Origin of the sequence: Roseibium sp., assembly GCF_965216085.1 — a bacterium.
Classification (GTDB): domain Bacteria; phylum Pseudomonadota; class Alphaproteobacteria; order Rhizobiales; family Stappiaceae; genus Roseibium.
The window spans coordinates 2,547,469-2,571,835 of the sequence record NZ_OZ244138.1 but is presented as its reverse complement, the minus strand read 5'-3'; the positions used below and the strand labels follow the sequence as shown (position 1 = coordinate 2,571,835).

The following is a 24,367-nucleotide window of genomic DNA, read 5'->3' as shown; positions in this document are numbered from 1 at the left end:
GGCCTCAAAGTCCGACCCGCGAAAGGATCCGCGTGGTTCTGTTTTCAATATCAGTTTTGGCGAAAGCGCTGTCGATCATGGCGTTGACACCCTTGGGGTGCGTCATCTTGGTTTCTGATTCGCCGGCCAGGTGCTCTTCGATCGTTGCAAAGCTCGGAATTGCGCCGTTCACATATTCCAGAGTGGCGAAGGTGTCGTCTGACAGCGTGACAGTCACATTGGCTGTATCGCTGACGATCAGGATCATCTCGACATCCAAAGATGTTGACACACCTTGCGCTGCAACCAGCTTTTCCGTAGCCGGATAGTCGCCAATTGCTATGAGATCGCCATCGGCATCAAACAACCCGATTTCTCGAATTGTGAAAGGGCCAGCCTCATTCGGCACCACTGCTGAACACACAAGCCAATTGGCGTTTTTCGGGTCTACTGAAACGGTTTGCAGCCCAATCCGATATACCTCACCAACAAGCGTTGTCATCGTTTCCAGAGGTGTGATCGCTGCGCCGGAACCGTCACCAAAGGCCATATGCGTGAGGTTCAAAGGCGCACCACCTGTGGCGGCCGATGAGGCAAGCTTGTTCTGACCGACAAGGGTCGTGATTACACTCATTTCTAAAACTCCGGATGCAGCCGAATTGTTTGTTTCGCCCGCGCTGTTGCCGCGACATAGACGTAAGGACGTGCCTCCACTTCACGCGGAACATAGGGCGCCACACGAACACTCTGACGCACACGGATGATGCCAGCTATGTACGGCCCTTCGGAAAGAGCCGTCCGCTTCAAGCGCACCTCTTCCAAAAACGACCGGACGTTTTTGGTTTTCATCACTGTGCGGATTAGCAGGTTTTGATTGTCCGGCGTCCACGGTTGTTCAGGCTGCAAATCAACAAAAAGCCGGAACCTGTAAGCTCCGCCGCCGTATTCAAACCACTCCTGAATGCGCGCACCAAGCTGGAGCGCCTCAATTGCTTTTCTGACTGCGCCAGATGTGCCTTTGACTTTGTGAACCTGGTAACTGACCTTGATCACAGCCTTCTGGGTATCGATCGGCCAGACCGGATCCCATTCATCAACGGAATACTCCCAAGCCAAGATTGGGAGAAAGGCTTCCGGCGTGTCATCAATCGAATGAATGCGCCGGATGATATCGACATCAATCCCGCTAATGCGGTTGGCGTCAATCTGCGCAACCGCAAATTCAAGATCGCTCGATTCCGCCGGTAGTTCGAGCTGCACATTCATGAAACGACCTCAGCCGTTACATTGACATTGGTAACGCGGGCCAGTTGCTTCTGGTCCGGAACAACATCTTCGACAGGGTTGCCATCAACTGTAATGGTGATGTCGGTATCCTCGACCTGTTCGACATGCACCGCGGCGGTGACCGCAGACCCATAGACCGGAAAGCCAATCTTTCTCCTGGAAGCCAATTCTTCCAAGAGGGCTTTCTCCGCTTCAGCCCGGATGATCTCAATCCCTGGACCTGGTGGTACTTTCAGAACAACGTCGACGGAATAATCCAGACCTGTACAGGCCTCGACAATGACCTTATCCGTCAGGGGGCGCTGGTCTTTGTCGTCACTGACCTCGCGCACTCTCTGCGGTGTTACGGCGTAATTGATGATCCGTGCGTCCAGATATTCAGCAGCGCTGTCCAGGAGTTGATCGGTCGGTATGGCATCCCCCTGGTTGGATGCAAAAACGAGTAGAACTTCACCTGGTTCACAAAGCAGGCTTTCCGGCCCATAGGCTTTCACGTTGGCAACATGAGGATGTGACGCAAGGCCATGGAAAACATAAGCTCCGGCAGGGCCAGCTGTTGACAGCGCCTCGGGTGCCAGCTGCCGGCGACGGCGCAGGATGTCGTCATCCTCCATGACCGCTTCTGTAGGAGGATTAGCGGTCGGGTCAGCTGGGGTGACGACCCGGCGAACCACCCCGAATTCAGCAGCTTTGTGATCCAAATCCGATTTTTCGGCTGAAGAAAGCAGTGTCGCACGGACGGCATCGTTCACTCGTGACGTCAGCAGGATATCGTAATAGGAGGCATGCTCCTCCGTGATTTTTAGCGGACTGGTTTCAAGTCCACCAACGTCATAATTAATATCTTTTTCGGTAAGTCGGGTTGTCAGATCCGCCATCCGGCCAGCCAGCGTCACCTCATAATCCGGAAACGTGATCGCATCCGGCACGGGCAACCGGGAAAGGTCGATATCAACAAAACGGCTCATTCAACAAACCTTTTGCAAAGTGAAACTGACTAGAGATGTCTAAGGGACGATACGGACATTGCCCCCGGCAAAGCTCACGCCGAAACCAAGAACCCGTTCGACTGTGAAATCGCCAAGATGGCCGCGCGGCCTGTAATCGGCCTGAATTTGCAAAGTGGCATGCCCTCGGCGGATTTCTTCGGCAGACCCGTCAAATATCACCTGACGGACTTTGAAACGCGGCTCCCACAAGTCGATCGCGGTTCCAACAATTTGATAAAACACGCCAAAGAGATGCGGATTGACTAGACGGCCAAGAAGCTCAATCACGCCTCCGCCAAATTGCCGGCGCATAATTCGGCTTGCCAATCGGGTGATCAAAATGACTTCCACACCCTGCAGCGCAGATTCAAGATTGCTGATGATCGAGCCGTCTCTTCGGCTGATATCGACCATCAGTCTTTTGAACCACGAGACTTTCCCGTGGGTTTCTTTGCCGGTTCAACCAATGTTATCCGACCGAGGCCTTTGTCGTACAAAGCCTCTTCATTGGTCAGTTCGACAATGCGATCTTCTGGAACACGCGCACCATTGATCCAGTTGCAGCCGTCCGCTACGAGCCAGCGTTTCTTTTCCATTAGAGATTCTCCAAGAAATCAGCCTGCGGCTTTGACCAGGCTGGAGCCTTCCACAATTTCCCAAAGTCCTTGGGATGAGCCTTCCTTGACGTCCACGCGATCCCCAATCCGAGCCACTTTCTGACCACCAAGATCGCCGAGATCGACATTACCTTTGACAACGAGGTCGCCATTAATCGTCAAAACACCATCTTTAACGGTGAAAAGAACGCCCAAAGCTTTGTAAAGGTTCAGCTCAAGGTCCTGGCTCTGCGGAGGGTTTTTCTCAGAAAAACCACCCCGGAACATAACCCCCTGACGCATATCACCATGCGGGTGCATTACTCCGACGATTTGATCAACAGACAGCGGAAACCATGTCGATGTTTGCCCCCCCGATTCCGGATGTGGATACCAGGGCGACAGATAGGGACCGTTTGCCCCCTCGCCCCACTTGATCCGGTATCCCTTTTCCGCATCAACTTCAGAAATCGGTCCGACCTTCAGAGAATTTCCGAAGGCGGTGCGAAGCATTTCTAGATCGGTGCGCAGGTCAATTAGGATTTCATGCAACATCAGGACATGTCCTCTGGTGCAATACGGGAAATCTCCAGAGATCCATCAGAGTGATCAGGTGTAGCCCGATCCTCATCATCTCTGATCGGACCAAGCCCGATCGCCATCAAATCCGACTGTGTCAAACCAAGACGTGTTTGAACGTTTTTCCAGTCTGGCGCGGTGCCGGCAATTTCTTCACCCAAAAGTGTGGCTTTAAGAACTTCGTCTGCATCCCCCTTTGCAAGCTCGATCAGAAATCGGGCGAAAGGCGCGTCATCGGGCAGCTCTTCGCCGGAGATAGGATCTTCAACAGCCTCCGCCAAAACGCTTATTTGATGTGCCGCCTTTCGAGAGTCGCCTTGGCCTGTTGCGATCCGGCTACGCCGGACACTTGAAACGCTCATAAGCAAGGACCGATAGATGTTTGCCCATACATCATCGGCGTCGTTTAGAGCGCGCCACACCTGGCTTGCCAGCAGATCGAGTTGGTCGTCCATGACGCCGTCAGTCGCGATAAACTGATATTCACCCACAACGGCAAAGGTCTCGCCGGTATCTTCGTTCATGATTTGCAGCTGCTCTGCAATACCCATCTCGAAGTTCAGTTCGACCATTCCATTGGAGAAATGGTCCGCTCCGTCTTCCGGCTCATTGGTTCCTGAGTCTGTATAGATCGTGACAAAGGGTTTTTTTTCCGCCATCTCCAAGCCACCCTTGGCGTCGGAGCGAATGGCGTCAATCCGGCTGTTGTAAACGCGGTCACCAACAAAGGTTTTGTCCATCAAAGCCTTCGTGGCGGCGATCCTGAGTGCGATCCTCACTAGGCTCATGCGGCCCCCAGATGAACAATCAGTCGAACATGGTGGCGACTATCAACAGACTTCACGACGAACCAGGGCTGCCCTGTTCGCTCGATTGCCCGGACTTTGTCGCCCTCTCGAATATCAAGATCGGGATATGTAGCCCGATCCACTTTCAACATCCCGCCCTGGCCATTGATCTGTGAAGACCAGTTCTCAGATTGCTCACGGCCGAAACCTCCGGTTCTGACTGGGTCAGTCCGCAAAGGCGCAACGATGCTGATGTTTTCTCGCTCAGGATCCGCCTTGCCATCGGCTAAAAATTTGAGCGCGACTTCTTCTGCAAAGACGTCGTCAACAGCGGTGACCAAGCTACTCCGTAAAGTGTTGAATAAACCCGCCATTTGATCAGTTATCTCGTAGATTGAGCGTCGGCTAGTGCTTGCTTGGCTTCATCAAGAAAAGCCTGGGCCTTGCCTTTGGTCTCATCGGTCTTCGCGGCAGCAACAGCCTTCTCGGCTTGCGCCACTTTGGCTTTCAACGCTGTGATGTTCGGGGCAGTCGCAGCCTTCTTCTTTCGAGGTTTTTTCGCCTCAGGTTGAGTGACTTCAACCGCGAACCGATCATTGATGAGGCTTTCCCCATACTCGAAGGGCACCCGCACTGGTTCATGAGGCGGGATCTCCTTGTCACCCTTTCCATCATTAAGAACCGAAGGGATAATGCCGCCACCGGGGAACGCGATTAGTTTAGTTTTGCGAGACATTTTTGATTTCTCCTTGCATGGTCGAAACACCGGCACATCGAGGCTTTGAGCATGCAAAAACAGGCGCTGGCTGGTGCCAGAGCCTGATTTCATTTCACAGTAGGTTGAGGCCCGGTTAGGTCAGGGTAAGCTTGCGGAGCACTTGCGGCCGCGTGCACAAAGAAATTGCGTTCATCTGCACTTCAAGATTGCGGCCTTTGCCATTCGCTTTCCGGTATTGATGCGCATAAAATGGCACACCCAGCGGAGGCATCTTGTTGACTGTGTCCTCATAGTCGGGCGGCGCAAATCGTGTAATGAACAATTCCGAAACACCCGTCGGCACTACTCGTGCTTCATCTGCAGCGATGTATGGAGATCCAAGGTCAGCCGTCGCTCTAGCACCGGTTTTGTACCGTTCCCAGGTAGCACCACCGAATTGGAACACGTCAGGCACATCTTGACGCAACACCGCAGCACCGCCGTTGTACATAAATGTTTCTCGGACCGATTTATGCTGCCAGAGCTTCTTGTGGAACTCCCGGCCGGTGAACACGTGAATGCCGCCATACGGTTCATCCAGCGTGTCTTCCATGGAGTACACAACATCTTGCCAAAGATCAGTGACAAGCGTTGAATCCACATCAAGTTCCAAGGAAACAGCCGGAGGCACAGCAAGACCAAACCGGTTATAAAGGTTTTCAAGAACACCGCCCGATTTCGACGTGATGATGCCTTTGATTGCCCCGACCCGCTGATGCTCCAACGTCATTGTCAAATCACCGGCATGGCGCATTGCTTTGCGCTCAACGCGGCCCTGAAGTGTTTCCAGCTCTTCAGTAGAACCGAACCTGACGATTCCTTGCACTTCATCAGCAAGAACTGAATCATCACGCTGATAGTGCGGGATATCGAAGGGCAACTTACGACGCTTTTCGTCATCCGTTGTTTCACCGCTTCCACCACGTTCCGATGGTTCAACAAGTGAGAGTTTTCCGTCGCGCATCTCAATGGATATGCGAATGGTAGAGACCCCATCTTCATCAAAGATCCCGGAGGCGGACACCTGCCCGGGCCGGTAGGGTTCCGAATTGATCGCTGCGGTTAGGCTTTGCATCGAAAAGCCGTCGCCGCTCCAAATATCTACTTCTGGCATTGCGTGCGTTCCTTGTCGGTTCTGCGCCGGTTAGCGGGACTTGATTCCGACCGAGCGAAGCTGGGTCTGTTTTGCGGTTTTCTTCGCCTCGTCATCAACGGATGCGTGATAGACGAGCATCGGCGCCTTAACCTCAGCGTCATTGGACACAATGACCGCGGGGGCGTCGGCGGATGTTGCATCAACGCGATAGGCAAGCACCGCGCTGGCTGTTTCTGCACCCTCTTTGCCAACTGTCACGCCGTTGGGGGATGCAACGTATTTCTCGGTGGCTGTTACCTCACCAAGGAGGGTGCCAGGCTCCAGAACACCTTCACCCGATGCGATCGTGACGGTTTCCCGAGAGCGCAACCCGTTTGCCTCAGTCAGAATGAAGGCAAGATTGCGCGCCTGTTCAATTTTCATATCCATGGCTTAAGCCTCCTTCAGAGATTGGCGCCGCGCCGCATAGATCTCGCCAGGCTTGACCTCCGCCTTGACGTTTGAGGGTGAACCGCCCGGCAATGCCTGGCCTGAAGCCAGCAAACGCTGCTGCTCATAGGCGGTGGGGTCGAGGTCGCTGTTTTGTTGCCCCTCCTCAACAGAGCCCGGCTCCTTCGGAGCTGTGGCAAGGGTCGCCTTGGCCGCCTCAACATCCATTTCGGTGTTAAAGGCTAGGTGACTTGCGAGAGCACCTCGCCCTTCGGCTTCAGCAAGACCCGTAATAGCCTTGATCCGCTCCTTGGTTTCAGCGGCAACATCCGCTTTCAGCTTGTCTGTTTCAGCGGCCTTATCGTCCGCCTTGGTTTTGTCAGGCATGATGGTCTCCTGCTGGCCTGTGGATGCGGCGGACGCCGCAGATCGGCTAACCGCTGTAGGGAGCGACCAACCTTTTTCGAGAGAAAGGGCCACCAATCGATCTGGGGCGTTGGAATAGATGCGGTAATCAAATGCAGACACCGGCTTGGCCTTCGCCGCTTCTGCCGAATCCGCATACCCGGCTGCGACAGATTCATCAGCTGTCAGCCAAGTTTCGTCCTTCATGGTCTGACGGACGTCTTCCGCGTTGTTGTCGCTCCGCGCGGCATAAATCGACGCCATCTGGGATCCGAGTTTGTCGAGCGCGGTTTTTGCTTTTTCGTGATCTTCCGCAGTACCAAAAGTGACGCCAGATGGATCATGGATCATCATTTCCGAGCCGGCCCGCATGATGATCTCGTCTCCGGCCATCGCAATGATGGAAGCGGCCGAGGCGGCAATTGCATCAACAGTGATCGTGACTTTGCCTTGATGCGCCTGGAGCGCGTTGTAGATGGCAAGACCCTCGAACGCCAAACCGCCGCCAGAGTTCAACCTCACCGGCAAGTCGTTTTCAGTGCCATGCTCCGCGAGAGCCTCCAATACTTCCGTAGAAGTGAAGCCTTCACGCCAAAAGTCATCACCAACGAACCCATACAAGACGAGTTCGCCGTTCACATAAACCGGCATTTTTGGTGTTCCTTGGTTTAGACCCAGCGGATACTGCGAGCACGACCACGCTTGGTCTTTCCCGTCGCGCTATCGCATTCCCTCTGATAATCGGCGATCAGAGCGTCGAGATTTGCAAGGTTTGCTCTGTTGTAAGTAACTTCTTCACCGCCCAGGCGAATGATCAGCACCGACTTTCCGAGTGAGACGAGAAGACGCTGCTTTTTGAGAGCCAATACCATGTCGCAGGGCTTATTGAGATCGACCAGCTCACCTCCGATGTTGATCGTCGTGGAAACCGTCATGTTTGCGGATCCTCTTGATCAGGCGCAGTTTTACTCTTTGGCTCGCTTGTACCCCGCCCACGCCGCGCGTAAGGCGAGTCCATACCAGCATCAACATATCGCCGGTGGAGATCTAACCGCTGGTCGAACAGAGTCTCGGAATCAATTCCAAGATCGGCCGACTCCAATTCCACCGAGCTAGTACCGTTCTCCAAACGCTCTGAAGCAGCTTTTGCGCTTTTGCCATCGTCTGCAGTGGGCTTCGCAGGGCCATGAAGGCTCGCCGGAAGGATCGCTTCACGATTGGCGTCGAAGGCTCTGTAACCTTCAATGAATGGGATCTCCCCGGCGAAAATCTCCTCGTCCAGCCAACCTTCATAGACCGGGCGCTCCACCGGAACTGCACACCGTTCACGACGACGCTCAACAACCGGCCAAATCGAAGAATTATCCATACGCACGGACGAATAAGTCGCTGAACTATGGTCGAGTGTGAATGATCCATGCGTGATGCCGATTGCCCGAGCTGTAATCCGGGAAAGATCACTCGAAAGCGGAAAGTAATGAGGACCGGGAATACCCGAAGTCTGGAACTTCAGTTCCTCGCCATGCACCAACTGCGAAATCTGCGGACTGTCACCGACCTTGATCTCTTGTTCAGCCGCAGATTCCAAATTGCTCTTCAGATAATCGACATACTGCTCGGCGTAGTCGTCAGCTCCTTCGATCTTCTCGCTCTTCAGCGTTTCCAACGCTTCAAACGCTTCCATAGTCGGCTTATCGCTGGTGAGCGTAATGGCAAAAATGTTCTGCAAAATGGAGGTTTGCAGCGTCACGTCATTCAGTTTTTCATGTTGAATGTGCGAGCGAAAAGCTGACGCCAGAACCGAAATGCCTCTTACATCCTCAGCGTCCTGTGGGTCAAAAACATGCAATACCGCCGTTCGACCCTTTTGATCAAATGCGTTGTACCGGGTTTTTGAGGTGATCCCGTTTTCACGGTCCTGGAACAGGTAGCCGATCGGCCTTCCGTTCTCGTCCAAGTGGACACCCTGAAAGAGATTCAGGTTCTGATTTGTGTCTTGTACCAACCTATGTGGCGGTATCAGGCACAGTTTAGTCCCGGTCTTGATACCATAACGGCGCCGCACACTCGCAGGCATAAACTCCAGAAGCCCTGTGACTTCGCCATATGCCATGTTGTAACGAAGGGCGATGTCAGTCAGTTGGCTTAAAGTGAACTTGCCACGAAAATCAACTTCTTTGGCATTTGTCCGGTAACGCGCCCACCGCTTTTTGACGATCTTCTTCCAGTCCCGGATCTGATCGTCAGACCAGCCCATACCGGTAAAGTCTGGTGTTGGGGATAGCTTCAGACCGGTACCAACTGTGTCCGCGATCACTTGATCGGCGGCTCCGCGAAGTCGGCCAGAGTTTTTGATTAGATCAAGAGCGAGAGCCGCTGATCTTTGCCAGGACGCCCGAATATCATCTCGGCTTTCGACCAGCGGAACCATACGCGATGCGATCACGCCAGACGTGGTGTCGCGCATATAGCGGGCAACAGGCCTTTGGCTTGTGCGAGCACGCAGAGGATTGCCCTGCGCATCGATCAGCCCGTTCGTTTTCGCCATTTGTTGCGCCTGGTGTCAGATTTCTGTTTTTGGGTTTTCTCCGGAGACGTTGGCTCAGTCGGTTGGCTGAACAGGTCTTCCAAATCGCCCTGTGCTTCTTCCGGATAGGATTCGCGTTCGGTTTCGTACTTGTCCCACAACGCATCAGGCATATCGCGAACACCAAACCTCACGGCGGCAGCTTCTGCCTGGTTCATGGTGTCCAATGCTTCGTTGGCTTGCGTGGGATCTTTTTCCCAGTTGTAAACGTCGAAACCGTCTTTGTTTTTCTTGGCAACTCTGCGCTCTGCAGTGAGCTGCCGGTAATACTCATCGTCAAAACCAGACGGAAAGGACACATAACCCGTTTCGAGCGGGTCTTCTTTCCGGCAGTTTCGATAAAGCGCCATTTTCATGACTGATGCATTGAATGAATAGAAACGCTTCGACCACTTCAGTATCTTGCCGGTCTTTTTGTGCCGCTCTTTCTTAACCGGCATGATCAGGGGAGCGTTGTCCGAATTGTTCCCGCGAACCATCATCACCAGGCTCGCCGGGTGTTTCTTCACCCAATCCCAAACATCTTCTGTATACGCGTTTCCGTCGATACCAAGCCGATCGGCGGAGATTTTTCGGCCATAGGCGTTTGGCCAGCTTTGCTTGATCAGTGCGTCCAGTTTCTCCCGGCAATCGTCTTCCGAAATATGGCCAGGAAAAACGCCGTATTGGATCGTATACCGCTCACGATTCCGCCCCCAGCCGACCACTTGCCATTCAACACGATCATCTTGACAGTCGATGCCGATGGTAATGATGAGCGCGCCGGAGGGAATACGACCACGGGGATAGTCTGAAGCTGCTCCGCGGTCTCGCAATTCTTCCCAAGGCGGCGCCTCGCCTTGAGTTTGGTAGGCCTTTCCGACCGTATCGTTCAAGAAGGTCTGCTCAGAAGCCGGATCACCCTTGGCCTTTATCCAAGCCCGAGCAATTCGCTCGAAGGTTTGCAGGTAGCTGTAAGCGCTCCAAATCCAAAACGATCGATGGTGCCGTTTTGCTTTCGGATTTTGCGCAACCCAATCAATCCCGGCCAACATCTTTGGACGGTGGTGTTCTTGGATCGCAGCGCCGCAATCTATGCAGTGGAAGCAGGCATTTTCCGGATGTTCTTCATCCAGATGTTCGAGCATGTTTTCCCATTCGAGAACCTGCATGTGCCCACAATGCGGACACGGCACGTATGGGAGTTCCTGACTGCCTTCTTCAAAGGACCGAGTGATCCGGCACCCCGGCATAACCAGTGGTGTCGAGATCTTGAATATCTTGGCAAATTCGAAAGCCTGCGAGCGGCTGTCCGCTTGGCCTTCCGGATCGCCGCCAGTGTTCGTTTCCCATTTCGCCAGGTCATCTTGAACCTGACGTTTCATGGAAACCTGGCTGAGAGAAGCCGGGCTGTTGGCGCCAGAAATTTGGATAGCGCCTCGGCCGTCCTTGCGCTCTTTGTAAAGAACGCTGTCCGCGCCATCCCGCTGATTAGCGGGGAAGAGTGCTCGCAGTGAGACCGAGTTTCGCAACATCGGCGCGAGCTTCATTTTAGACCAGCGTTTCGCATTCCCCTCAGTGGGATGCGTCATCATGATGTCGCCGGGGTCCAACTCCAACGAACCGCAAAGGAAGATATTCGCAAGCACCGTCCCGCCGAGTTGAGCGGATTTGGAGAGCGTTACGATCCTACAGGGGTCATCTGGAGACAGAGCCCGGAGGATTTCATCAAAATAGATGAAGGTCTCGCGGTTGTAGGGACCAGGGAACGGGCTTTCCCGTTCCGAAAAAGATACTTTCTCCTCAGCGTATTTGAGATAGTCGACCGGCGGTGCCGGTTTGACAACATCGGCAAATGCTTCTTCCGCCAAACGCTCGGCGTTTGCCGTGTGAACAATCATTGAGGTCATGCTGACCTACTGAACGATTTCTGTTTCGACCGTTGGCGGAAGCTCTTCGGCTTCCCGGCGAGCCTGCTCAGCGGCTCTTTCCCGAACACCTCGGAATTCACCGCGGAGCAAATGCAGAACATCACGCCCTGGAACTTCAAATCTTGCCGCAATCGCATTTGCGATATCAGGCAATGAACCTTCATAGGTCTGGATCATCTTCGACAAAAGACGGGCCATTTGTGCCTGAACCTTATCGGTTTCGGTGAACCGGCCTTTCCGTTTTTCCTCTTCTTCCGCTTCCTTACGGCTTCGGATCTGGGCCTGAAACAGCTTTTGGTTTTTTAGCTGTTCCTCAACTGGTGGACGGCGATCCTGTGTGTCGGCCGATACCGTCGGAGTGTCTTGCGATCGGAACGGCAAGCCAGTTGAGGTGGTGCTAACAGGCGCCACGGGCATGTTTGGCGGATCCAACCGCGTGTCCAAGCCGTTCCCAAGCATCTGCGAGATATCGAGTTTGAGCTGAAGCTGCTTAAGCGCCGGTCCGGTGCAAATCTTCGCTCGACGGCCTTCCCCTTCAAGCGCATCGCCGGAGAGTTTACCCTCGGAGATGTATTGAGAAACGCGCCCGGCTGACACGTTGATCAGTTTCGCAAAGTCGCCCTTGCTCATGAGTTCCGGTACGGCTTGCTCCACCGGCCCGCTCCTCAAGTTCTCAACTTTAGTTCTTTAGCCTGCACTTTAGACTTTAGGCTTTGAATTTAGGGTCAGACTGATGAAATCCCGCCCGGTTTGCACCCCGTGGGCTGGCTTAGCGGGATACGGTCCCTAAATGTTTCACAGGGTGTTTCACAGAGACGCAAACGATCAGCTGAAGATGCCGCCGGTTGCCTGCTCGATCTGATCTTCGAGTTTCCGGGGCAACACACGGCCGACGGTCGACCGCCACGCTGCCGCGCTCGCATCCTTGACCATCTGCTCGGAGATATTCACCCCGGACTTCGCCTTCATGATCACCCGGCCTTTTGTATCCTTCCGGACAAACACATGGCCATTCATCTTACCGCCCAAGGCGACGCGGCGATCAGGGAAGCGGCCACCGCGGAAGAACGCGTCAGGGTAGAAAGTCGGTTTGCCGAAAGGCTTGGCAGTCGTTCCGCCATCAACTTCCTTTGGCTTGAAGTACTTCAGTGGGATATCGCGGCCACTGGAATTGATACGGTAGGCCAAGCTCCCCCAATCAGACCGCTTCACCTTGATGTGGCGTCTAACCACCTTTTGCGTGAGGCCGGTCTGCCTGGCCAAAGCGCGGAGCACTTTGGTGCGTCCCTGGTCACCGGTCTGGTTCAATGCCCGATTGGCCACTTGGCGCATTTTCTTTTCACCAAGAGCCTTCAAGGCATTATCAAACCGCCGCAATCCCTCAATGTCTGACCAAGCAACCGTTACCCGCATCAGATCGTGACTTCGAACCGGTCGCCGTCGGCATCGACGAGGGTCACATCCGCGCCGCCCATCTCGCCGGGAACAATTTCAACACCGCGCATGCCCGGAACTTCTTTGCGCAGATAGGCCTTCGCGGCATAGAATTCCGGATCAAACGACATGTCCGGCCAATACTTGGCTGCTTTGTCGATGATATCGAACATCACCCGAACAACAACTCTTCAATGATGGATGCGTCTTTGCCGATCAGCCGCGCACGCGAAGCCAGCACTTGCCATTTGTGTTTTGTCGCGGCGAACACAGCTTCGCACGCACAGACCGCTTTGGCCCGCGCCTTCAGATGTTCTAACGCTGTCATGAAAGATGGCTCCAGCCCGATATCGGCCAATAAAAAACCCCGCGAGGGCTGCTCACGGGGTCGAAATCCTTTTTCAGTGCGGTTGTTCTATGTCAAGCTGAAACCTTAAGTCAAGAATTTTTTGAGACCGCCAGGAGGATGCGGGCCGGTTCCGGCGCCCCGGTCTCCCATGGAATGGCCACGCGCGGGCTGGGTTGCACGTCCCATTTCTCCAGCTGTCCGCTCAGGTTTTCCGCCAATTTGACCAGGTGCGACCACCACATTTGATATTCACCACGGCCGATCAAAACAGACACAGGATCAGGATCGAAAAAAAACTTCCGGTAAGCCCCAATCTTTGGCGCCTTGCGGACATAACACCAGCCGTCTTCTGTTTCGAATTTGCGCTCAACAGGCCGCCCGAACGCATCTGTCGAATGGTCCACCCGCATCCGGAACCAGGCATCCGTGCCTTTCCGGGTCTTTGCTGTTTTCAGTTCCGGCACCTCGCCCTCCCATCCCGGACAGCCACCCAAAATGGCGTGTCTGCGGATCAGGTCAAACGGCTGGCGGTTGGCGTTCTTTATTCCGAACCGGGCCGCGCTCAACGCCATGGCGCAGTGCTTTTCATGGATCCCGATCTCCGGCATCGGGTTCCAGCCGTCCGGGAAATCAACAACACGGTCGGAAAGCCCGCACACGGCGGCATGCACCCGCAAAGCGTCCTCATGCGGGTCACCGTCATTCACGTTCAACGACGGCACAACTCCATATTCGTTGTCATCAATCTTGGTCAGGAGCTGCGCGAACGTTTCGATCGAGGCCCAACCGGAGCGCACCGCTCCACCCGGCTCAAATCCCGCCTTGGGCAGTTCTTCGCAATAGGCCCATTTCAGCAGCTTTTCGATGCAGATCTTTTGTTTCATTGCCCAAATCTCCTGATATTCGTGCCGAGGGACGGAAGGGACGCAAGCAAACCCTCAAAAACCCTTCCTTCCCTGCTTGCTTCCCTTGGTTATGTTATTGTTTCCATGCTGGTTTTTGACAAAAAAGTGTGATTAGGGACGGAAGGGAAGCAATTCTGAACAAAACGCATGAGACGTTTTTTTGCCTGCATTAAACCCCAGACCCCACACCCCACTCACGCGCGTACCCGCGATCTGCGTCCCTTGCGTCCCTTCCGTCCTAAATCTTTGCTTTCGTTGCGAATTCTAAAGGGATGCAAGCTATTCAGTGGTCTGGCTTGCGTCCCTTGCGTCCCTTGCGTCCCTCTTTTTTCGGCCTCTTTTCCGGCCAAATCACATGCCTGCTCTCCGGGCCTGCTCCGAAGGGGTGTCCCAATGGGGGTGTCGAGGGGGCAAAAGGGTCAAACACCAAACCCGCCTTGCTCCGGTGCATCCACGGAGGTGGAGATATCGTCCTTCAGCCGAATGCCGCGATAGACGGTCATGCCCTTTGTTTTTGATTTTTGAAATCCGAGCTTTTTGGCCTTATGCGGCATCTGACGGTTGAAGGCGGCAGCGGACCAAATGTTGTGGTTCTCCGCCTCACAAAACATCTTGTAGGCGGTATAGAGCGTGCGCGGCTCCAGGGTGTCATCCGGGTTGTTCGTCACCTCGCAATAGGCCTCGATAAAGGCCCCGACAGGGTCGCTTTCCTCCCGGTAGGTATCGGTTGCAGCGCGCACCTCATCAGGGATCATCAGCCCGTGCGTGAGATATTCCAACGCCCCGGAAATCATCCAGTTCAAGATGCCGGCGCGCTCCTCCCACAGTTTGTCAGGCAGGCTTTTGTCGACCTGATCTTTCGCGATCTGAACGTCCCACGGCACCAGCAAAACGCGGCGCCAGATGCCGTCATCAGCGCCGCGCACATCCGGTTTGTGATTGCCGGAAATCACAAGCTTAAATGTCGGATAAACCTCGTTGAATTCGGCATGAAGACGGCGGATCAGGATCGGTTCGCCGGAGGTCAGCGATTTGATCATGCTTTCGCGAAATTTCATGCCCTGCTCGGGTTCGGCTGCACGCACCATACGGGCGCCCGGCAGTCGGGCCAGGTCCGGCGTGGCTTCACCCCCTTTGCGCCGGTCATCACCTGCCAGGGTCTCAAACGGCACCGTGGTCGAATAATCCGCCATGATTTTGGCCAGGAGATCCACCAGCGTGGACTTGCCGTTGCGCCCTTCGCCATAAAAGAAAACAAACACCTGCTCGGAGGTCAAAGCCGTCAGGCAATATCCGAAATAGCGCTGCAAAAAGGCCCGCATGTCCCGGTGTGGCTGAACGTCCGTCAGAAACTTTAGAAACTGCGGCGCTTGCGCTTGGCCGTCATATTCAACCGGCATAAGCTTGGAAATATGATCCTCGCGGTTGTGCGGGTGGTGACGCAAAGCCCAAATCGAGCGCGGCACATCGGGATCCGGGTTGTCGGGATCATCTTCCTCAACAAACCGCAAGGTGCCGTTTTTTAAGTTCACCGCCAGCGGATCGGCGTCCAACTCGCGCAAAAGCTTTGCCCGATACGGTGCGGCCTCGCGCAACATGTTGTCCATCTTGCCCGAAGCGCCAGACGTTTTGGCATATCGTCTGCGCGCAGCTTTGCGGCCGGAGACGGCCTTTTCCGCGTCCTCGCCCGTCATGATCACCGGCGTCAGCTCCAAAAGCCGTGCCTTTTCCTTTGGGTCTGCTTTGCTGCCCTTGCCCTTCAGCTCGTAATACTCGGTCTCGGCGTCCTGTGCGGCCGCGATCGCCAGTTCTTCGCGCCGGGTCGGCAGCACATGGTCGATTTCATACAAGATCGCCTCGGCTGTGAAATGCGCGCGTGGGCGGATAAACCGGCCGTCTTCATCTTCAGCCCATCTCAGCCCGTCATAAACATGCCAGCCGATGTTGGAGACATGCAGGACATCCTGCCGGTTTCGATGCAAGAACCGGCGGCCATTGCCGATGTCCGTTTCCGGTTCCTGGGCGCATAAGATATCCGGGTTCGCTCCATCCGGATCAGGCGCATTGTCGTTGGCCATGCCATCTGCCGGCGGGATCGGGGGGGGCATGGGGGGCGATGCGAGTGGGCTGGCCGCTGCCGCACCAGCCTCCATTATGGAGCGGATTTGGTCCAATCCATCCTGCCGGATGTCTTCGGCGCGCGGGGTCTCTCCGGCGCCGTTTTGGCCACCGGTTTCAGTGTTGGATTCGCTCACGCCGCCCCCTCAAGTGTAGTATTGATCATGTCGTTGAAATCCATGCCGTCGGGCGCCCATACGCTGCGGATTGTGCGCCCTGGCGCCGCAAACCGGCGAGAGGCGCGTGCATGCACCTGTTCGGCTGTAAACCGGTCGCTGTCGCCGTCGCCCAAAAGCACCAGCTCGGCAACCTGATCGGGAAGTGACAGCACTTTTGGATCGCCAAAATCCGGCTCCGGACCTGGCACGCGCAGCGGTTTTCCTGCTTTGTTCTTAAGGGTCGGGTGCGCTATAGTCGCGGCCGCTTTTCCGCCCATCGACTGAAGATCGATCGCGGTCCAATAGGTTGTTTTTTCAAAAATTTCCGTGCCGTATTCAGCCAGCGCAACGGAGACCGTTGTCTCCCAGCCCTCGCCCAAAACCAGCCGCGTGAAGCCGCGTGGCTGGATCAGTTTGATCGAGGCCCCGCGTTTGGAACCGCGGATTTTCTTTGGCGCAATCAGGACGCGCCGGCCGTCGTCCCGCGGTTCGGTTTCCGGGTCCTCGATTGCAATCTTTTTGCCTGGCCTGGCCGGGTCGATATAGGTGATATGCACGCCCAAAAAGGTGTGATCCGGCCCGGTGATCGGCGCCATCATCACAGGCCCGGAAAAGAGCACATAGCGCTCTTTCTTCTTTTGGCCTGGTACATCGCGCTGGTGCCAATATTTGAAATGCGGATTGAATCGGAGCGGCAGTCTAAACGGCAGCGGCACAAGCCCCCGGCCGCGCAAATAGCCCGTGCCTTCCGTACCGCCGACCCGACCGCCAAGGTTCCAGAGCTTTGCTGCGCGGCGGATTTCCTCAGCCCGGAAGCTGTTGTCGGCCTTTTCTTTTTCTTCCCTTCGCGCGGCCCGCATTTTTTGGTCCGCGGCGATTTGTTCTGGCGTCAGAGGTTCAGCTTCGGCCTTGCCGCCGAGCTGGTCGACAGCCTCGGCAAAGGAAAGGCCCAAATGCGCTTGCAGGAAGGAAATCTGATCCCCGGAGGCGCCGCACCCGAAACACTTGTAGGTGCCGGATGTGTCGACACAGTGAAAGGACGGCGTGCTTTCGTCATGAAACGGGCAGCAGGCCCAAAAATCGCCCTGCCCCGGATTGGTCTTGGCCCGGTCCCACGTGACATAGCGGCCAACCACGCCGGAGATCGGGTTTTGATCCTTGATGCGCTGCAGCTCGGCGTCGGAAAAGCGCTTCATGCGAAGGCCGCCTGTGCTGCGAGCCGCTTTTTGTGTTGGGCGATGCCATAAGAAACGCTGCTGTGATCAACACCGAGAAACCGGCCGATCGTCGGGAGTGACTTACCCGTCCCTTTGCGCATGCCGTAACAGGCCCGATGGCGGACAGAGGACAGGACACGCCCCCGCAAGTCAGAGTTTACCATCAACTCAGAAAGGGTCATGCCGGAGCGGTACGCCACTTTCAGCGCGATCAACTGACAGCCCTGGACGACCCCGAGCTGCTTTGCTGCCTGGATATCGCGGGCCATGCGGTAAAACATGCCCTCGCGGGTTTCGGCCGCCGCGCGCGGGTCTTCCCGGATTTCCGGCTCTTCCGGCACAACAATCACCGGCAGGCCGCGGCGCTCCGCCTCAAAGGCGTCAATCTTGTAGCTACGCCCAGCTTCATAGAGATCCCGGATGGCAAGATGGGTTGTCATGAAAAGCACTCCCCCTCACTTGCCTGACAAAGTGCGCCTTCGTTGGACAAAACTAGGTCTCCCTGCCGCTCCATGTATCGGCGCAGCTCTTTACGGCTATAGCGTTTTGAGAATTGTCCCGCGGCTTTTGAAGTAGTCACTTCTGCGACCAAGCCTTCCATGCGTTCCCACCAAATGGCCCGATCAGGATAATCCCGAACAAGGGCCGCGATGTTTGCCTCCGATTTAAGAAAGCAACCATCACAATTTCCGAGCCAGCAGTTTCCGCGCACATTTGGCAGCTGAAGATCAAAGGCCTGCCGCACCCAAAACTCTGTGATAGTTCTGCGAGACACTCCAGCTTCCGCCAGTGGCATCCAATCTGTCCAGCGATCTTTGGGCTTTGGCTTATTCAACCGATGCGGCTCGTCTGAACGGATGCCGACAGCGTTCGTCCAATTATCCCATTCAAGCGACCTTAGATATCGTTTGGCCGTCCGCACCTTAAGTTCGGCAGTACAAAAGCGCGCATGTTGGTTGGGAAGGTATTTTTTCTTAAGTATTAAGGCCTCAAATGGCTCGCCGGACCGGCTGGCAGAATTGTGCCCAACGATCGCGAAAAATGGCTTCTGAGGACGGTATTCAAGCCAAATTATCTTAACGCCCCATCGGCGCCCGACTTCAGCAACAAAATCCAGTGTTTCTGGCAGTTCGCGGCCCGTGTTTTGAAACGACACCACACACCGACCCGGCAAGTCGCCATTTTCCTGAAGGATTTGGTGAAGCATGTAAGCGCTGGTCCGGCCGCCGCTGAAGGCAATTTGAACCAACCCATCCGGCAGTTTGTAATGACCACTCATGCTGCCACCTCCGCTCCCTGCTCCGGAAAGCCGTCATGCTGAACGCCGTCGAGCAAGCGGCCCGCGGCCTTTTTGCCGACGCGGAATCCTTGGACAGACTGAAATTCCTGCTTAAAGGCGTTCGGGTGACACACATCGACATGATCGCCGTCGTTCTGAAGAACCAGCTGCGGCACCGTGCAGGTTAGGCCGTAGATATCATCCAGCGCCATCTGGCTCTGACCGCCCCGCGCGATCCGGTTTGATTTATAAAGCCGGTCTGCAGCCCCATCGGCCATCTGGCTGATGGCGTGCCACGCACCCCACTGCTTGAACAGAAACGGCACGCCAGCTTGCTGGCATTGATCGCGGATCTGGCGCGCCCATTCCGGGTGCATGGGCCGCGCGTTTTTTCCGCTTTCGCCACCAACAATCACCCAATCAAGACCGCGTCTGCAGCGCTCATCATGATGATGATGCGGCAGCTTCGGATCCTCATAATGCAAAACATCATGGATGGTCTGGCCTGCGCAGCCATCATGACGATGGGTTCCGCCGCAGCCCCGCTGTCCACCAATCCAGAGCGTTCCTCCATAAGTTGAATTCAGATCCAGCGGCCCAAGCAGTGGCTCGGCCGACAAAAACCGGACAGCGGCCGAGGTTTCCAGAAGCGCGGGAATGCGCTCATTGGCCGTTTCCTGATCTTCGACCGACACGCCCAGCCAGACATTAGGCAGGGTCGGCGGCGGTGATTTTGTTGTGCGGCCATACGTTTCGCGGATGATGTCTTCCCAGCGGCGGCGCGCGCGCGGCTGATCTGCGAAATACTCCCGCATGCGGTCCGGCCGTTTGGTTAGCACCTGGAAGATGTGGCGCGGTGAGAGCGCCATCACGGCAAAGACCTGATCTATCCAGTCTTGCCGGACGCTTTCATGAAAAAGATCGCCATGGGCGCAGACAAAGACTTTGCGCGGGGTTTTCCAGGCCAGCGGCTGGGTCAGCCACTCGGTGTTAAACCGCACGGCGCCGGTGAACTTGGCAATGCCCGCGGCATTGCGCCGGGCAAGGCCTTGCCGGGACGGATGGTTTTTAAGACGGCTTGCGGCCATTTCCGCCGCATAACAATTCTCGCAGCCCTTGGAGACCAATGTGCATCCGGTGATCGGATTCCAGGTGGCATCGGTCCATTCGATTTTTGAGTGATCCGCCATTATGCCGCCCTCCCCGGAGTGGGCAGCGCGGCTTGTTCGGGAAACTGATCATCCAGCCACTCCAGGATCCGGAGTTCCATCTGATCGCCACGGGAAAGTGTCGGCATGCCCTGGCGCTGTCGCTCCCGGTTTTCTGCGGTGATCTCGCCTTCAAGCTGCCAGAGGTCAAGCGTTGCCAGCTTTGCCTCCAAATCCGCCCGTTTGAACAGTTTTGGACGCTGACAAAGGCTGTCGAGAACCGGTATAAGATAAAAGGAGCCCCATAACTCCGGTGTTTCATCCATGCCTTCAGTGTTCATGAGAACACGCAGAGCCGAGACGATGAAATCCCGTCCGCGCCGGCTCAGAACCTGCCGGAACGCCTTGATGCAGAAAATCTCACCGGCTTTCTTCTGATCGGCTGATTTGTTGTAAACCATCAGCTTGCAGCCACCGGATTCCGCAGCCGACTCCAATTCGGTCGCCCAACTTTCCCCTGCCGCCAGCGCCGCCTTGAGAACCTGGAATGTGGTCACTTTGGTGACATTGCCATTGACCGCGGCAAAGGCGGCAGCCTGTTCGGCCTGTACCATTTGAACCACCTGGCAAGGCACTTGGCTAAACCCGCAAGCCGCAGCGGCATGTGTCCGGTGCTGGCCGTCGATAATCGCAAATTTTCCGCCATCAACCGGCGCGACAAACACGGGAGAAAACTTGGACCAGCGGAATTCGCGGGCAATCTTGCGGATGGTCGTCCAGTTCGAGCGCTCCAACGGGCGCTGATAGGCGTCATCAACCACCAGGTTTTCAATGTCGATCCATTGCAGCATGGGGGATGGACCTGGATCCACTTCATTTTCTGTAATGCCAGCAAGGATTGCGATCGGCCGGAAATTTTGCATCACGCCACCTCCTGAGCCAGGTGACCCGCGTCATTGCTGGCGCGGCTGAGCGCCATGAGTGCTTGGCGACCAAGCCCGTTGCCGCCGCGCATCGGCATGAGGATCGTCAGTTTTTTGCTGTTTTCAGCCCCAATTCGGACCGGGCCACCGGCATCGGCCCCGGTCAGGACGATTTCATCTTCTTGGGCATGGGTTTGACAAAGCTCGATGAGGTACCGGCTGTTGAAACTGATAATGCCCTTGCTGAGCTTGGACCAGTTGCTGGCGATTGCGCCCTCAAGGCGCTCGCTGCATTCCTCACCGTCCGGCGCCATTGATGTAATGACCACCGTCTCGCCGGAGGCAGTTGCACAGATATCCACCGTATTGCCGGACCGATTGCATGCGCCGATCCGCATGCGTTTTAGAACCGCCTGCATCTTGCGCGGATCGAACCCCACTTCCGGCGCGTTCTCCGGAATGGTCGGGATCACACGTGTCCAATCCGGAAACGCGCCGTCAATGAGTTTGGTGCGCAGCCGGGCGCCCGGCATGTCGAACTCAATCCGGGTCTCCGTGCGATAAATCCGTGTCGGAACCGGCAGGCCGAGCAAAGACGGCAGAACCTTCCGCGGCAAGATCAGATTGCCCTCCATGCCGTGATCCAGGTCATGGGCAATCATGCGGTGCCCGTCGGTCGCAACGACAACGTCACGCCCCTCCGGGTTTTTGGTGAAACAAACGCCATTCAGATAATAGCGGGTTTCTTCGGTTGAGATGAACGGCTGACATGCCTGGACCGCGGCCAGGAAATTGTCTGGCGCCTTGCATTTGATCCGCGTGCCCGCTTTCGGGAACTCCGGAAAATCCGACGCAGATATCGACGGCAACCAGTACCGGCCGCCGGTGAAGGTGACAAAAACGCCGTAACCTTCTTTGCCGCTGAGTGTCTTTCGATCGCTGTCCTGCAGGCGAATATCGGTGCCGGTCGGCAGCGCCTTGATCAGACTAAACAGGGATTGAAACGGGATTGCAACCCGGCCCTGAAACCGCTTTGCGGCAAACTTGACCATGATCTCATGATCCAGGTCGGTCGCTGTGACTCCGCCGTCTGCCAGCAGAACACAGGAAAGGACCGGCACCGTGCATCGGCGCTGAACCGCCGGTTTCACCTTGTCCAAGGCCAGGCGCAAATCACCTGCTGTCGTCTCAATCAGCATGCCAAGTCTCCTTGTTTCTCCAAAAAGGCCTCAAGGTCGCTTTGCGGATGCGCGATCTCGCGCTCCACACGCCGGCAGGCCGTGTCGAAATGCTTCGGATCGATTTCAATTCCGGTGAAAGGATTGCCGATTCTGAGGCAGGCGATGGCCGCCGTGCCAGATCCGAGAAAGGGATCAATCACCGCCTCACCGGCCCGGGCGGAGTTGCGGATATACCGCTCGATCAGGGGTACCGGCTTTTCCGTCGGATGATCGGTTTCATCCTTGTGCGGAAAGCCGATCAGCTGCTTGTCGCCGCAATTGGCGATTTTGCGTGCCAGGCCCTGATAGAGATAAAGAACAAATTCCAGGTTCTTCATGTACCAGCGGTTGGCGGTGGCATTGACCTTGTTCCAGGCCAGAAGATTGTGAAATTTCAGGCCCGCTTCTCGCGCGGCCACCTGCGCGGCAAACTGGTTTTTGTCATTGGCAAATACATAAACATCGGCGTCGTCCGCCAGTGCGGTGGTGGTGACCTCCATGATTTCCGGCCATGTAATGTCGGAGATCATCAAGGTGCCGGAATTGTCGTAATCCGACATCCATCCGCCTTGCATCACCTTGTGTTTGCCGGACGGTTTGGCAGCGCCGCCGGAGGTGAGCTTGTAGGCCGGATCCGTGCAGGCAAGTTTGTGGGTTTTGGGAAGGCCTGGCGCTATGTCACGCGCATCGCCTTCATAAAGCCGGATCAACCCGCCAGCGAAGGTTTCTGAGGCCTTCATATCCGGGCCTCTATTTTTTCTTCAAGGATTTCAACGTGTTTCAGGGGTGTATTCCCGTGAAACAGGTATTTCACCGGATCGATGCCGTAATACTGGCACAGGATCACCCCGCTCTGGAGGTTGACGGGTGTATCCTCACACATGCGCTCGGCGCGGCTGACGGTTGCCTTGGAAAGACCGGTGTCGGCGACAACACTGTCGATCGTCCAGCCGCGGCTTGTGCGGGCCTTGAAAAAGGCTTGACCAAGCCCGGAAAAATCGAGGGACTGCTTGCTCATGGGCGGAACCATTCTGCAAAGATGTGTTTGAAATCCTCCGCACGCGGCAGACAAACGTCAGCCGGTTCGGATTTGCCGATGCCGGAGGTTTTCTTGACGATGACCGGCGCGCCGGGCTGGCACGCGCGGACGGTTTCCAGATCGAGCCCGTTCCAGGAAAACAGCCTTTCAGCGGCCCGAGCCGAGACCGGGGCGCCGCGCATGGCGTTGACCGCCTCAGAGCGGGTCACCCCGGCGCTTTTGGCGATCGCGGCCGGGCTCGCGGAGGTGTGGAGAGCGCGGGCCTGCGTGAAGAGCGCCAGCGTCTGACGCGCATGCTGGGACAAAGAACCGCTCATGGCCGGTCCTCCCGCTTGCCCTGTTGCGCCCGGCGCTCTTTCAAAACGCAGATCACCATTAGGACGGCGGCAATCCCCAAAAACAAAAGATTGGCCCAGCCGATTGGCGAATGAAGCAAAAGGTCGGAAAACCGGTCCAAGAGACTCATGACCCGGCCCTCCAGCGTGGATCCGGGAACAGATGCGGAAACACACGGGTCGCAGACACCGCGCCAAATAGCTCCAGCATGCCGCTGCGGGCAATGACGGTGGTCTCCGGTTCGGCCGGCTCAAAAACATCGGCCGGCGGCCCGTCCGGATAGGCCGCCTTCAGCGCCGCCAGCTCCCGGTCGCACTCTGAAACTGCGTTCAAATTCAGTCTGCAAGGCATCATGAGGGCTCCTCCTGGCCGAGGTCTGTGAGCGAATAGGTTGTGCCGGTGCGGCTCAAAAGCTCAGCGAAAACGAGAAAGTCGAGCGCACGGGAAACGGTGGGCGTTGCAAGGCCCAATTCATGTGCGATCCCGGTCAGCCAGAGGTCTGCCGGGCCTGCGGCAAGATCGCGTTGCGCGGCTCTTAAAATGCGTTTTTCAGCACAGGTCAGCGGCGGGATCGTGCCCGGCAGCCAGACAAAAACAATCGCGTCATCGACTGCCCGGCGGAGTTTCACCCGCCCCATAACTTCGGCCAGGCGCACCAGTTGGCTTGCTTCTCGAAGGGTAAGATCAAAACAATCGGCAATGTCCTGCACCCGCACGCCGTCGGGGCGGCGCGCAGCAAGGCAAGAAAACACATAAGGCTCAAGCACCCGCTCCAGCCTCTCTTTGAGCTGCCGGGCGTCTGCCGTTTCATCAACGTGGATACGCTGCGGCTGTGCCAT

The 24,367-nt window shown here is 56.0% G+C and carries 33 protein-coding genes; all 33 read right to left on the bottom strand.

What is annotated here, in order from left to right; all coding sequences use genetic code 11:
- Positions 1-4 precede the first annotated feature (4 nt).
- Positions 5-613, bottom strand: coding sequence for a phage tail protein (locus ACOOFE_RS11965; RefSeq protein ID WP_420415128.1), 609 nt, complete (start codon positions 611-613; stop codon positions 5-7).
- A 2-nt stretch (positions 614-615) separates the two neighbouring features.
- Positions 616-1,245 carry a phage tail protein I gene (locus ACOOFE_RS11960; RefSeq protein WP_420415127.1) on the bottom strand — a complete coding sequence of 210 codons (630 nt, stop codon included), beginning with the start codon at positions 1,243-1,245 and terminating at the stop codon, positions 616-618.
- Entirely contained in the window at positions 1,242-2,234 is a 993-nt protein-coding gene (locus ACOOFE_RS11955; RefSeq protein WP_420415126.1) for a baseplate assembly protein, read from the bottom strand. The genes ACOOFE_RS11960 and ACOOFE_RS11955 overlap by 4 nt, the downstream gene beginning before the upstream one ends.
- 39 nt (positions 2,235-2,273) lie before the next feature.
- Complete coding sequence (locus ACOOFE_RS11950) at positions 2,274-2,669, bottom strand: GPW/gp25 family protein (RefSeq protein ID WP_420415125.1); 396 nt, start codon at positions 2,667-2,669, stop codon at positions 2,274-2,276.
- Positions 2,669-2,851 (bottom strand): hypothetical protein, encoded by a 183-nt coding sequence (locus tag ACOOFE_RS11945; protein WP_420415124.1) that lies wholly within the window; start codon positions 2,849-2,851, stop codon positions 2,669-2,671. The genes ACOOFE_RS11950 and ACOOFE_RS11945 overlap by 1 nt, the downstream gene beginning before the upstream one ends.
- Before the next feature lie 18 nt (positions 2,852-2,869).
- Entirely contained in the window at positions 2,870-3,406 is a 537-nt protein-coding gene (locus ACOOFE_RS11940) for a baseplate assembly protein (RefSeq protein ID WP_420415123.1), read from the bottom strand.
- Positions 3,406-4,218: a hypothetical protein gene (locus ACOOFE_RS11935; RefSeq protein ID WP_420415122.1), complete on the bottom strand. Its 813-nt coding sequence runs from the start codon at positions 4,216-4,218 to the stop codon at positions 3,406-3,408. The genes ACOOFE_RS11940 and ACOOFE_RS11935 overlap by 1 nt, the downstream gene beginning before the upstream one ends.
- On the bottom strand, positions 4,215-4,559 hold the full coding sequence (locus ACOOFE_RS11930) for a hypothetical protein (RefSeq protein ID WP_420415121.1): 345 nt from the start codon (positions 4,557-4,559) through the stop codon (positions 4,215-4,217). The genes ACOOFE_RS11935 and ACOOFE_RS11930 overlap by 4 nt, the downstream gene beginning before the upstream one ends.
- A 41-nt stretch (positions 4,560-4,600) precedes the next feature.
- Positions 4,601-4,954 carry a hypothetical protein gene (locus ACOOFE_RS11925; RefSeq protein ID WP_420415120.1) on the bottom strand — a complete coding sequence of 118 codons (354 nt, stop codon included), beginning with the start codon at positions 4,952-4,954 and terminating at the stop codon, positions 4,601-4,603.
- Between the two features lie 115 nt (positions 4,955-5,069).
- Entirely contained in the window at positions 5,070-6,089 is a 1,020-nt protein-coding gene (locus ACOOFE_RS11920; protein ID WP_420415119.1) for a major capsid protein, read from the bottom strand.
- Between the two features lie 30 nt (positions 6,090-6,119).
- Positions 6,120-6,500, bottom strand: coding sequence for a head decoration protein (locus tag ACOOFE_RS11915; protein WP_420415118.1), 381 nt, complete (start codon positions 6,498-6,500; stop codon positions 6,120-6,122).
- A 3-nt stretch (positions 6,501-6,503) separates the two neighbouring features.
- On the bottom strand, positions 6,504-7,556 hold the full coding sequence (locus ACOOFE_RS11910; RefSeq protein WP_420415117.1) for a head maturation protease, ClpP-related: 1,053 nt from the start codon (positions 7,554-7,556) through the stop codon (positions 6,504-6,506).
- Between the two features lie 17 nt (positions 7,557-7,573).
- Positions 7,574-7,840, bottom strand: a complete 267-nt coding sequence (locus tag ACOOFE_RS11905) for a hypothetical protein (RefSeq protein ID WP_420415116.1) — start codon at positions 7,838-7,840, stop codon at positions 7,574-7,576.
- A complete protein-coding gene (locus tag ACOOFE_RS11900) occupies positions 7,837-9,453 on the bottom strand; it encodes a phage portal protein (RefSeq protein WP_420415115.1) in 1,617 nt (538 codons plus the stop codon). The genes ACOOFE_RS11905 and ACOOFE_RS11900 overlap by 4 nt, the downstream gene beginning before the upstream one ends.
- Positions 9,432-11,381 (bottom strand): phage terminase large subunit family protein, encoded by a 1,950-nt coding sequence (locus tag ACOOFE_RS11895; protein ID WP_420415114.1) that lies wholly within the window; start codon positions 11,379-11,381, stop codon positions 9,432-9,434. The genes ACOOFE_RS11900 and ACOOFE_RS11895 overlap by 22 nt, the downstream gene beginning before the upstream one ends.
- A 6-nt stretch (positions 11,382-11,387) precedes the next feature.
- Positions 11,388-12,056: a hypothetical protein gene (locus ACOOFE_RS11890; RefSeq protein ID WP_420415113.1), complete on the bottom strand. Its 669-nt coding sequence runs from the start codon at positions 12,054-12,056 to the stop codon at positions 11,388-11,390.
- 171 nt (positions 12,057-12,227) lie between these two features.
- On the bottom strand, positions 12,228-12,815 hold the full coding sequence (locus tag ACOOFE_RS11885; RefSeq protein ID WP_420415112.1) for a phage tail protein: 588 nt from the start codon (positions 12,813-12,815) through the stop codon (positions 12,228-12,230).
- Complete coding sequence (locus tag ACOOFE_RS11880; protein WP_420415111.1) at positions 12,815-13,009, bottom strand: hypothetical protein; 195 nt, start codon at positions 13,007-13,009, stop codon at positions 12,815-12,817. The genes ACOOFE_RS11885 and ACOOFE_RS11880 overlap by 1 nt, the downstream gene beginning before the upstream one ends.
- Positions 13,009-13,164, bottom strand: coding sequence for a hypothetical protein (locus ACOOFE_RS11875; RefSeq protein WP_420415110.1), 156 nt, complete (start codon positions 13,162-13,164; stop codon positions 13,009-13,011). The genes ACOOFE_RS11880 and ACOOFE_RS11875 overlap by 1 nt, the downstream gene beginning before the upstream one ends.
- A 110-nt stretch (positions 13,165-13,274) precedes the next feature.
- Positions 13,275-14,069, bottom strand: a complete 795-nt coding sequence (locus ACOOFE_RS11870) for a hypothetical protein (protein WP_420415109.1) — start codon at positions 14,067-14,069, stop codon at positions 13,275-13,277.
- 440 nt (positions 14,070-14,509) lie between these two features.
- Positions 14,510-16,345 (bottom strand): DNA primase family protein, encoded by a 1,836-nt coding sequence (locus tag ACOOFE_RS11865; RefSeq protein ID WP_420415108.1) that lies wholly within the window; start codon positions 16,343-16,345, stop codon positions 14,510-14,512.
- Positions 16,342-17,562 carry a CHC2 zinc finger domain-containing protein gene (locus ACOOFE_RS11860; RefSeq protein ID WP_420415107.1) on the bottom strand — a complete coding sequence of 407 codons (1,221 nt, stop codon included), beginning with the start codon at positions 17,560-17,562 and terminating at the stop codon, positions 16,342-16,344. Before ACOOFE_RS11860 ends, ACOOFE_RS11865 begins: the two co-directional genes overlap by 4 nt.
- Positions 17,559-18,023 carry a helix-turn-helix domain-containing protein gene (locus tag ACOOFE_RS11855; RefSeq protein WP_420415106.1) on the bottom strand — a complete coding sequence of 155 codons (465 nt, stop codon included), beginning with the start codon at positions 18,021-18,023 and terminating at the stop codon, positions 17,559-17,561. The genes ACOOFE_RS11860 and ACOOFE_RS11855 overlap by 4 nt, the downstream gene beginning before the upstream one ends.
- Positions 18,020-18,862: a phosphoadenosine phosphosulfate reductase family protein gene (locus tag ACOOFE_RS11850; protein WP_420415105.1), complete on the bottom strand. Its 843-nt coding sequence runs from the start codon at positions 18,860-18,862 to the stop codon at positions 18,020-18,022. Before ACOOFE_RS11850 ends, ACOOFE_RS11855 begins: the two co-directional genes overlap by 4 nt.
- On the bottom strand, positions 18,859-20,052 hold the full coding sequence (locus ACOOFE_RS11845) for a DUF5131 family protein (RefSeq protein ID WP_420415104.1): 1,194 nt from the start codon (positions 20,050-20,052) through the stop codon (positions 18,859-18,861). The genes ACOOFE_RS11850 and ACOOFE_RS11845 overlap by 4 nt, the downstream gene beginning before the upstream one ends.
- Positions 20,052-20,933 carry a DUF6551 family protein gene (locus tag ACOOFE_RS11840; RefSeq protein ID WP_420415103.1) on the bottom strand — a complete coding sequence of 294 codons (882 nt, stop codon included), beginning with the start codon at positions 20,931-20,933 and terminating at the stop codon, positions 20,052-20,054. The genes ACOOFE_RS11845 and ACOOFE_RS11840 overlap by 1 nt, the downstream gene beginning before the upstream one ends.
- Complete coding sequence (locus ACOOFE_RS11835) at positions 20,933-22,132, bottom strand: DNA polymerase III subunit beta (protein ID WP_420415102.1); 1,200 nt, start codon at positions 22,130-22,132, stop codon at positions 20,933-20,935. Before ACOOFE_RS11835 ends, ACOOFE_RS11840 begins: the two co-directional genes overlap by 1 nt.
- On the bottom strand, positions 22,126-22,893 hold the full coding sequence (locus tag ACOOFE_RS11830) for a DNA-methyltransferase (protein ID WP_420415101.1): 768 nt from the start codon (positions 22,891-22,893) through the stop codon (positions 22,126-22,128). The genes ACOOFE_RS11835 and ACOOFE_RS11830 overlap by 7 nt, the downstream gene beginning before the upstream one ends.
- Positions 22,890-23,171 (bottom strand): hypothetical protein, encoded by a 282-nt coding sequence (locus ACOOFE_RS11825; RefSeq protein WP_420415100.1) that lies wholly within the window; start codon positions 23,169-23,171, stop codon positions 22,890-22,892. Before ACOOFE_RS11825 ends, ACOOFE_RS11830 begins: the two co-directional genes overlap by 4 nt.
- Positions 23,168-23,509, bottom strand: coding sequence for a hypothetical protein (locus ACOOFE_RS11820; RefSeq protein ID WP_420415099.1), 342 nt, complete (start codon positions 23,507-23,509; stop codon positions 23,168-23,170). Before ACOOFE_RS11820 ends, ACOOFE_RS11825 begins: the two co-directional genes overlap by 4 nt.
- Positions 23,506-23,658, bottom strand: a complete 153-nt coding sequence (locus ACOOFE_RS11815; protein WP_420415098.1) for a hypothetical protein — start codon at positions 23,656-23,658, stop codon at positions 23,506-23,508. Before ACOOFE_RS11815 ends, ACOOFE_RS11820 begins: the two co-directional genes overlap by 4 nt.
- The gene (locus ACOOFE_RS11810; RefSeq protein ID WP_420415097.1) at positions 23,655-23,882 is read right to left on the bottom strand and encodes a hypothetical protein; all 228 of its coding nucleotides are present in this window, start codon (positions 23,880-23,882) and stop codon (positions 23,655-23,657) included. Before ACOOFE_RS11810 ends, ACOOFE_RS11815 begins: the two co-directional genes overlap by 4 nt.
- The gene (locus tag ACOOFE_RS11805; protein WP_420415096.1) at positions 23,879-24,367 is read right to left on the bottom strand and encodes a hypothetical protein; all 489 of its coding nucleotides are present in this window, start codon (positions 24,365-24,367) and stop codon (positions 23,879-23,881) included. The genes ACOOFE_RS11810 and ACOOFE_RS11805 overlap by 4 nt, the downstream gene beginning before the upstream one ends.

Excerpts from the sequence above, each read along its gene's own strand:
- ACOOFE_RS11875 (WP_420415110.1), bottom strand. The coding sequence starts at position 13,164 with ATGACAGCGTTAGAACATCTGAAGGCGCGGGCCAAAGCGGTCTGTGCG.
- ACOOFE_RS11825 (WP_420415100.1), bottom strand. The coding sequence starts at position 23,171 with ATGAGCAAGCAGTCCCTCGATTTTTCCGGGCTTGGTCAAGCCTTTTTC.
- ACOOFE_RS11925 (WP_420415120.1), bottom strand. The coding sequence starts at position 4,954 with ATGTCTCGCAAAACTAAACTAATCGCGTTCCCCGGTGGCGGCATTATC.
- ACOOFE_RS11900 (WP_420415115.1), bottom strand. The coding sequence starts at position 9,453 with ATGGCGAAAACGAACGGGCTGATCGATGCGCAGGGCAATCCTCTGCGT.
- ACOOFE_RS11905 (WP_420415116.1), bottom strand. The coding sequence starts at position 7,840 with ATGACGGTTTCCACGACGATCAACATCGGAGGTGAGCTGGTCGATCTC.
- ACOOFE_RS11880 (WP_420415111.1), bottom strand. The coding sequence starts at position 13,009 with ATGTTCGATATCATCGACAAAGCAGCCAAGTATTGGCCGGACATGTCG.
- ACOOFE_RS11855 (WP_420415106.1), bottom strand. The coding sequence starts at position 18,023 with ATGACAACCCATCTTGCCATCCGGGATCTCTATGAAGCTGGGCGTAGC.
- ACOOFE_RS11920 (WP_420415119.1), bottom strand. The coding sequence starts at position 6,089 with ATGCCAGAAGTAGATATTTGGAGCGGCGACGGCTTTTCGATGCAAAGC.
- ACOOFE_RS11810 (WP_420415097.1), bottom strand. The coding sequence starts at position 23,882 with ATGATGCCTTGCAGACTGAATTTGAACGCAGTTTCAGAGTGCGACCGG.
- ACOOFE_RS11950 (WP_420415125.1), bottom strand. The coding sequence starts at position 2,669 with ATGGTCGATATCAGCCGAAGAGACGGCTCGATCATCAGCAATCTTGAA.
- ACOOFE_RS11830 (WP_420415101.1), bottom strand. The coding sequence starts at position 22,893 with ATGAAGGCCTCAGAAACCTTCGCTGGCGGGTTGATCCGGCTTTATGAA.
- ACOOFE_RS11845 (WP_420415104.1), bottom strand. The coding sequence starts at position 20,052 with ATGGCGGATCACTCAAAAATCGAATGGACCGATGCCACCTGGAATCCG.
- ACOOFE_RS11910 (WP_420415117.1), bottom strand. The coding sequence starts at position 7,556 with ATGCCGGTTTATGTGAACGGCGAACTCGTCTTGTATGGGTTCGTTGGT.
- ACOOFE_RS11940 (WP_420415123.1), bottom strand. The coding sequence starts at position 3,406 with ATGTTGCATGAAATCCTAATTGACCTGCGCACCGATCTAGAAATGCTT.
- ACOOFE_RS11945 (WP_420415124.1), bottom strand. The coding sequence starts at position 2,851 with ATGGAAAAGAAACGCTGGCTCGTAGCGGACGGCTGCAACTGGATCAAT.
- ACOOFE_RS11960 (WP_420415127.1), bottom strand. The coding sequence starts at position 1,245 with ATGAATGTGCAGCTCGAACTACCGGCGGAATCGAGCGATCTTGAATTT.
- ACOOFE_RS11955 (WP_420415126.1), bottom strand. The coding sequence starts at position 2,234 with ATGAGCCGTTTTGTTGATATCGACCTTTCCCGGTTGCCCGTGCCGGAT.
- ACOOFE_RS11850 (WP_420415105.1), bottom strand. The coding sequence starts at position 18,862 with ATGAGTGGTCATTACAAACTGCCGGATGGGTTGGTTCAAATTGCCTTC.
- ACOOFE_RS11820 (WP_420415099.1), bottom strand. The coding sequence starts at position 23,509 with ATGAGCGGTTCTTTGTCCCAGCATGCGCGTCAGACGCTGGCGCTCTTC.
- ACOOFE_RS11815 (WP_420415098.1), bottom strand. The coding sequence starts at position 23,658 with ATGAGTCTCTTGGACCGGTTTTCCGACCTTTTGCTTCATTCGCCAATC.
- ACOOFE_RS11835 (WP_420415102.1), bottom strand. The coding sequence starts at position 22,132 with ATGCTGATTGAGACGACAGCAGGTGATTTGCGCCTGGCCTTGGACAAG.
- ACOOFE_RS11885 (WP_420415112.1), bottom strand. The coding sequence starts at position 12,815 with ATGCGGGTAACGGTTGCTTGGTCAGACATTGAGGGATTGCGGCGGTTT.
- ACOOFE_RS11895 (WP_420415114.1), bottom strand. The coding sequence starts at position 11,381 with ATGACCTCAATGATTGTTCACACGGCAAACGCCGAGCGTTTGGCGGAA.
- ACOOFE_RS11870 (WP_420415109.1), bottom strand. The coding sequence starts at position 14,069 with ATGAAACAAAAGATCTGCATCGAAAAGCTGCTGAAATGGGCCTATTGC.
- ACOOFE_RS11805 (WP_420415096.1), bottom strand. The coding sequence starts at position 24,367 with ATGGCACAGCCGCAGCGTATCCACGTTGATGAAACGGCAGACGCCCGG.
- ACOOFE_RS11860 (WP_420415107.1), bottom strand. The coding sequence starts at position 17,562 with ATGAAGCGCTTTTCCGACGCCGAGCTGCAGCGCATCAAGGATCAAAAC.
- ACOOFE_RS11935 (WP_420415122.1), bottom strand. The coding sequence starts at position 4,218 with ATGAGCCTAGTGAGGATCGCACTCAGGATCGCCGCCACGAAGGCTTTG.
- ACOOFE_RS11965 (WP_420415128.1), bottom strand. The coding sequence starts at position 613 with ATGAGTGTAATCACGACCCTTGTCGGTCAGAACAAGCTTGCCTCATCG.
- ACOOFE_RS11840 (WP_420415103.1), bottom strand. The coding sequence starts at position 20,933 with ATGCAAAATTTCCGGCCGATCGCAATCCTTGCTGGCATTACAGAAAAT.
- ACOOFE_RS11915 (WP_420415118.1), bottom strand. The coding sequence starts at position 6,500 with ATGGATATGAAAATTGAACAGGCGCGCAATCTTGCCTTCATTCTGACT.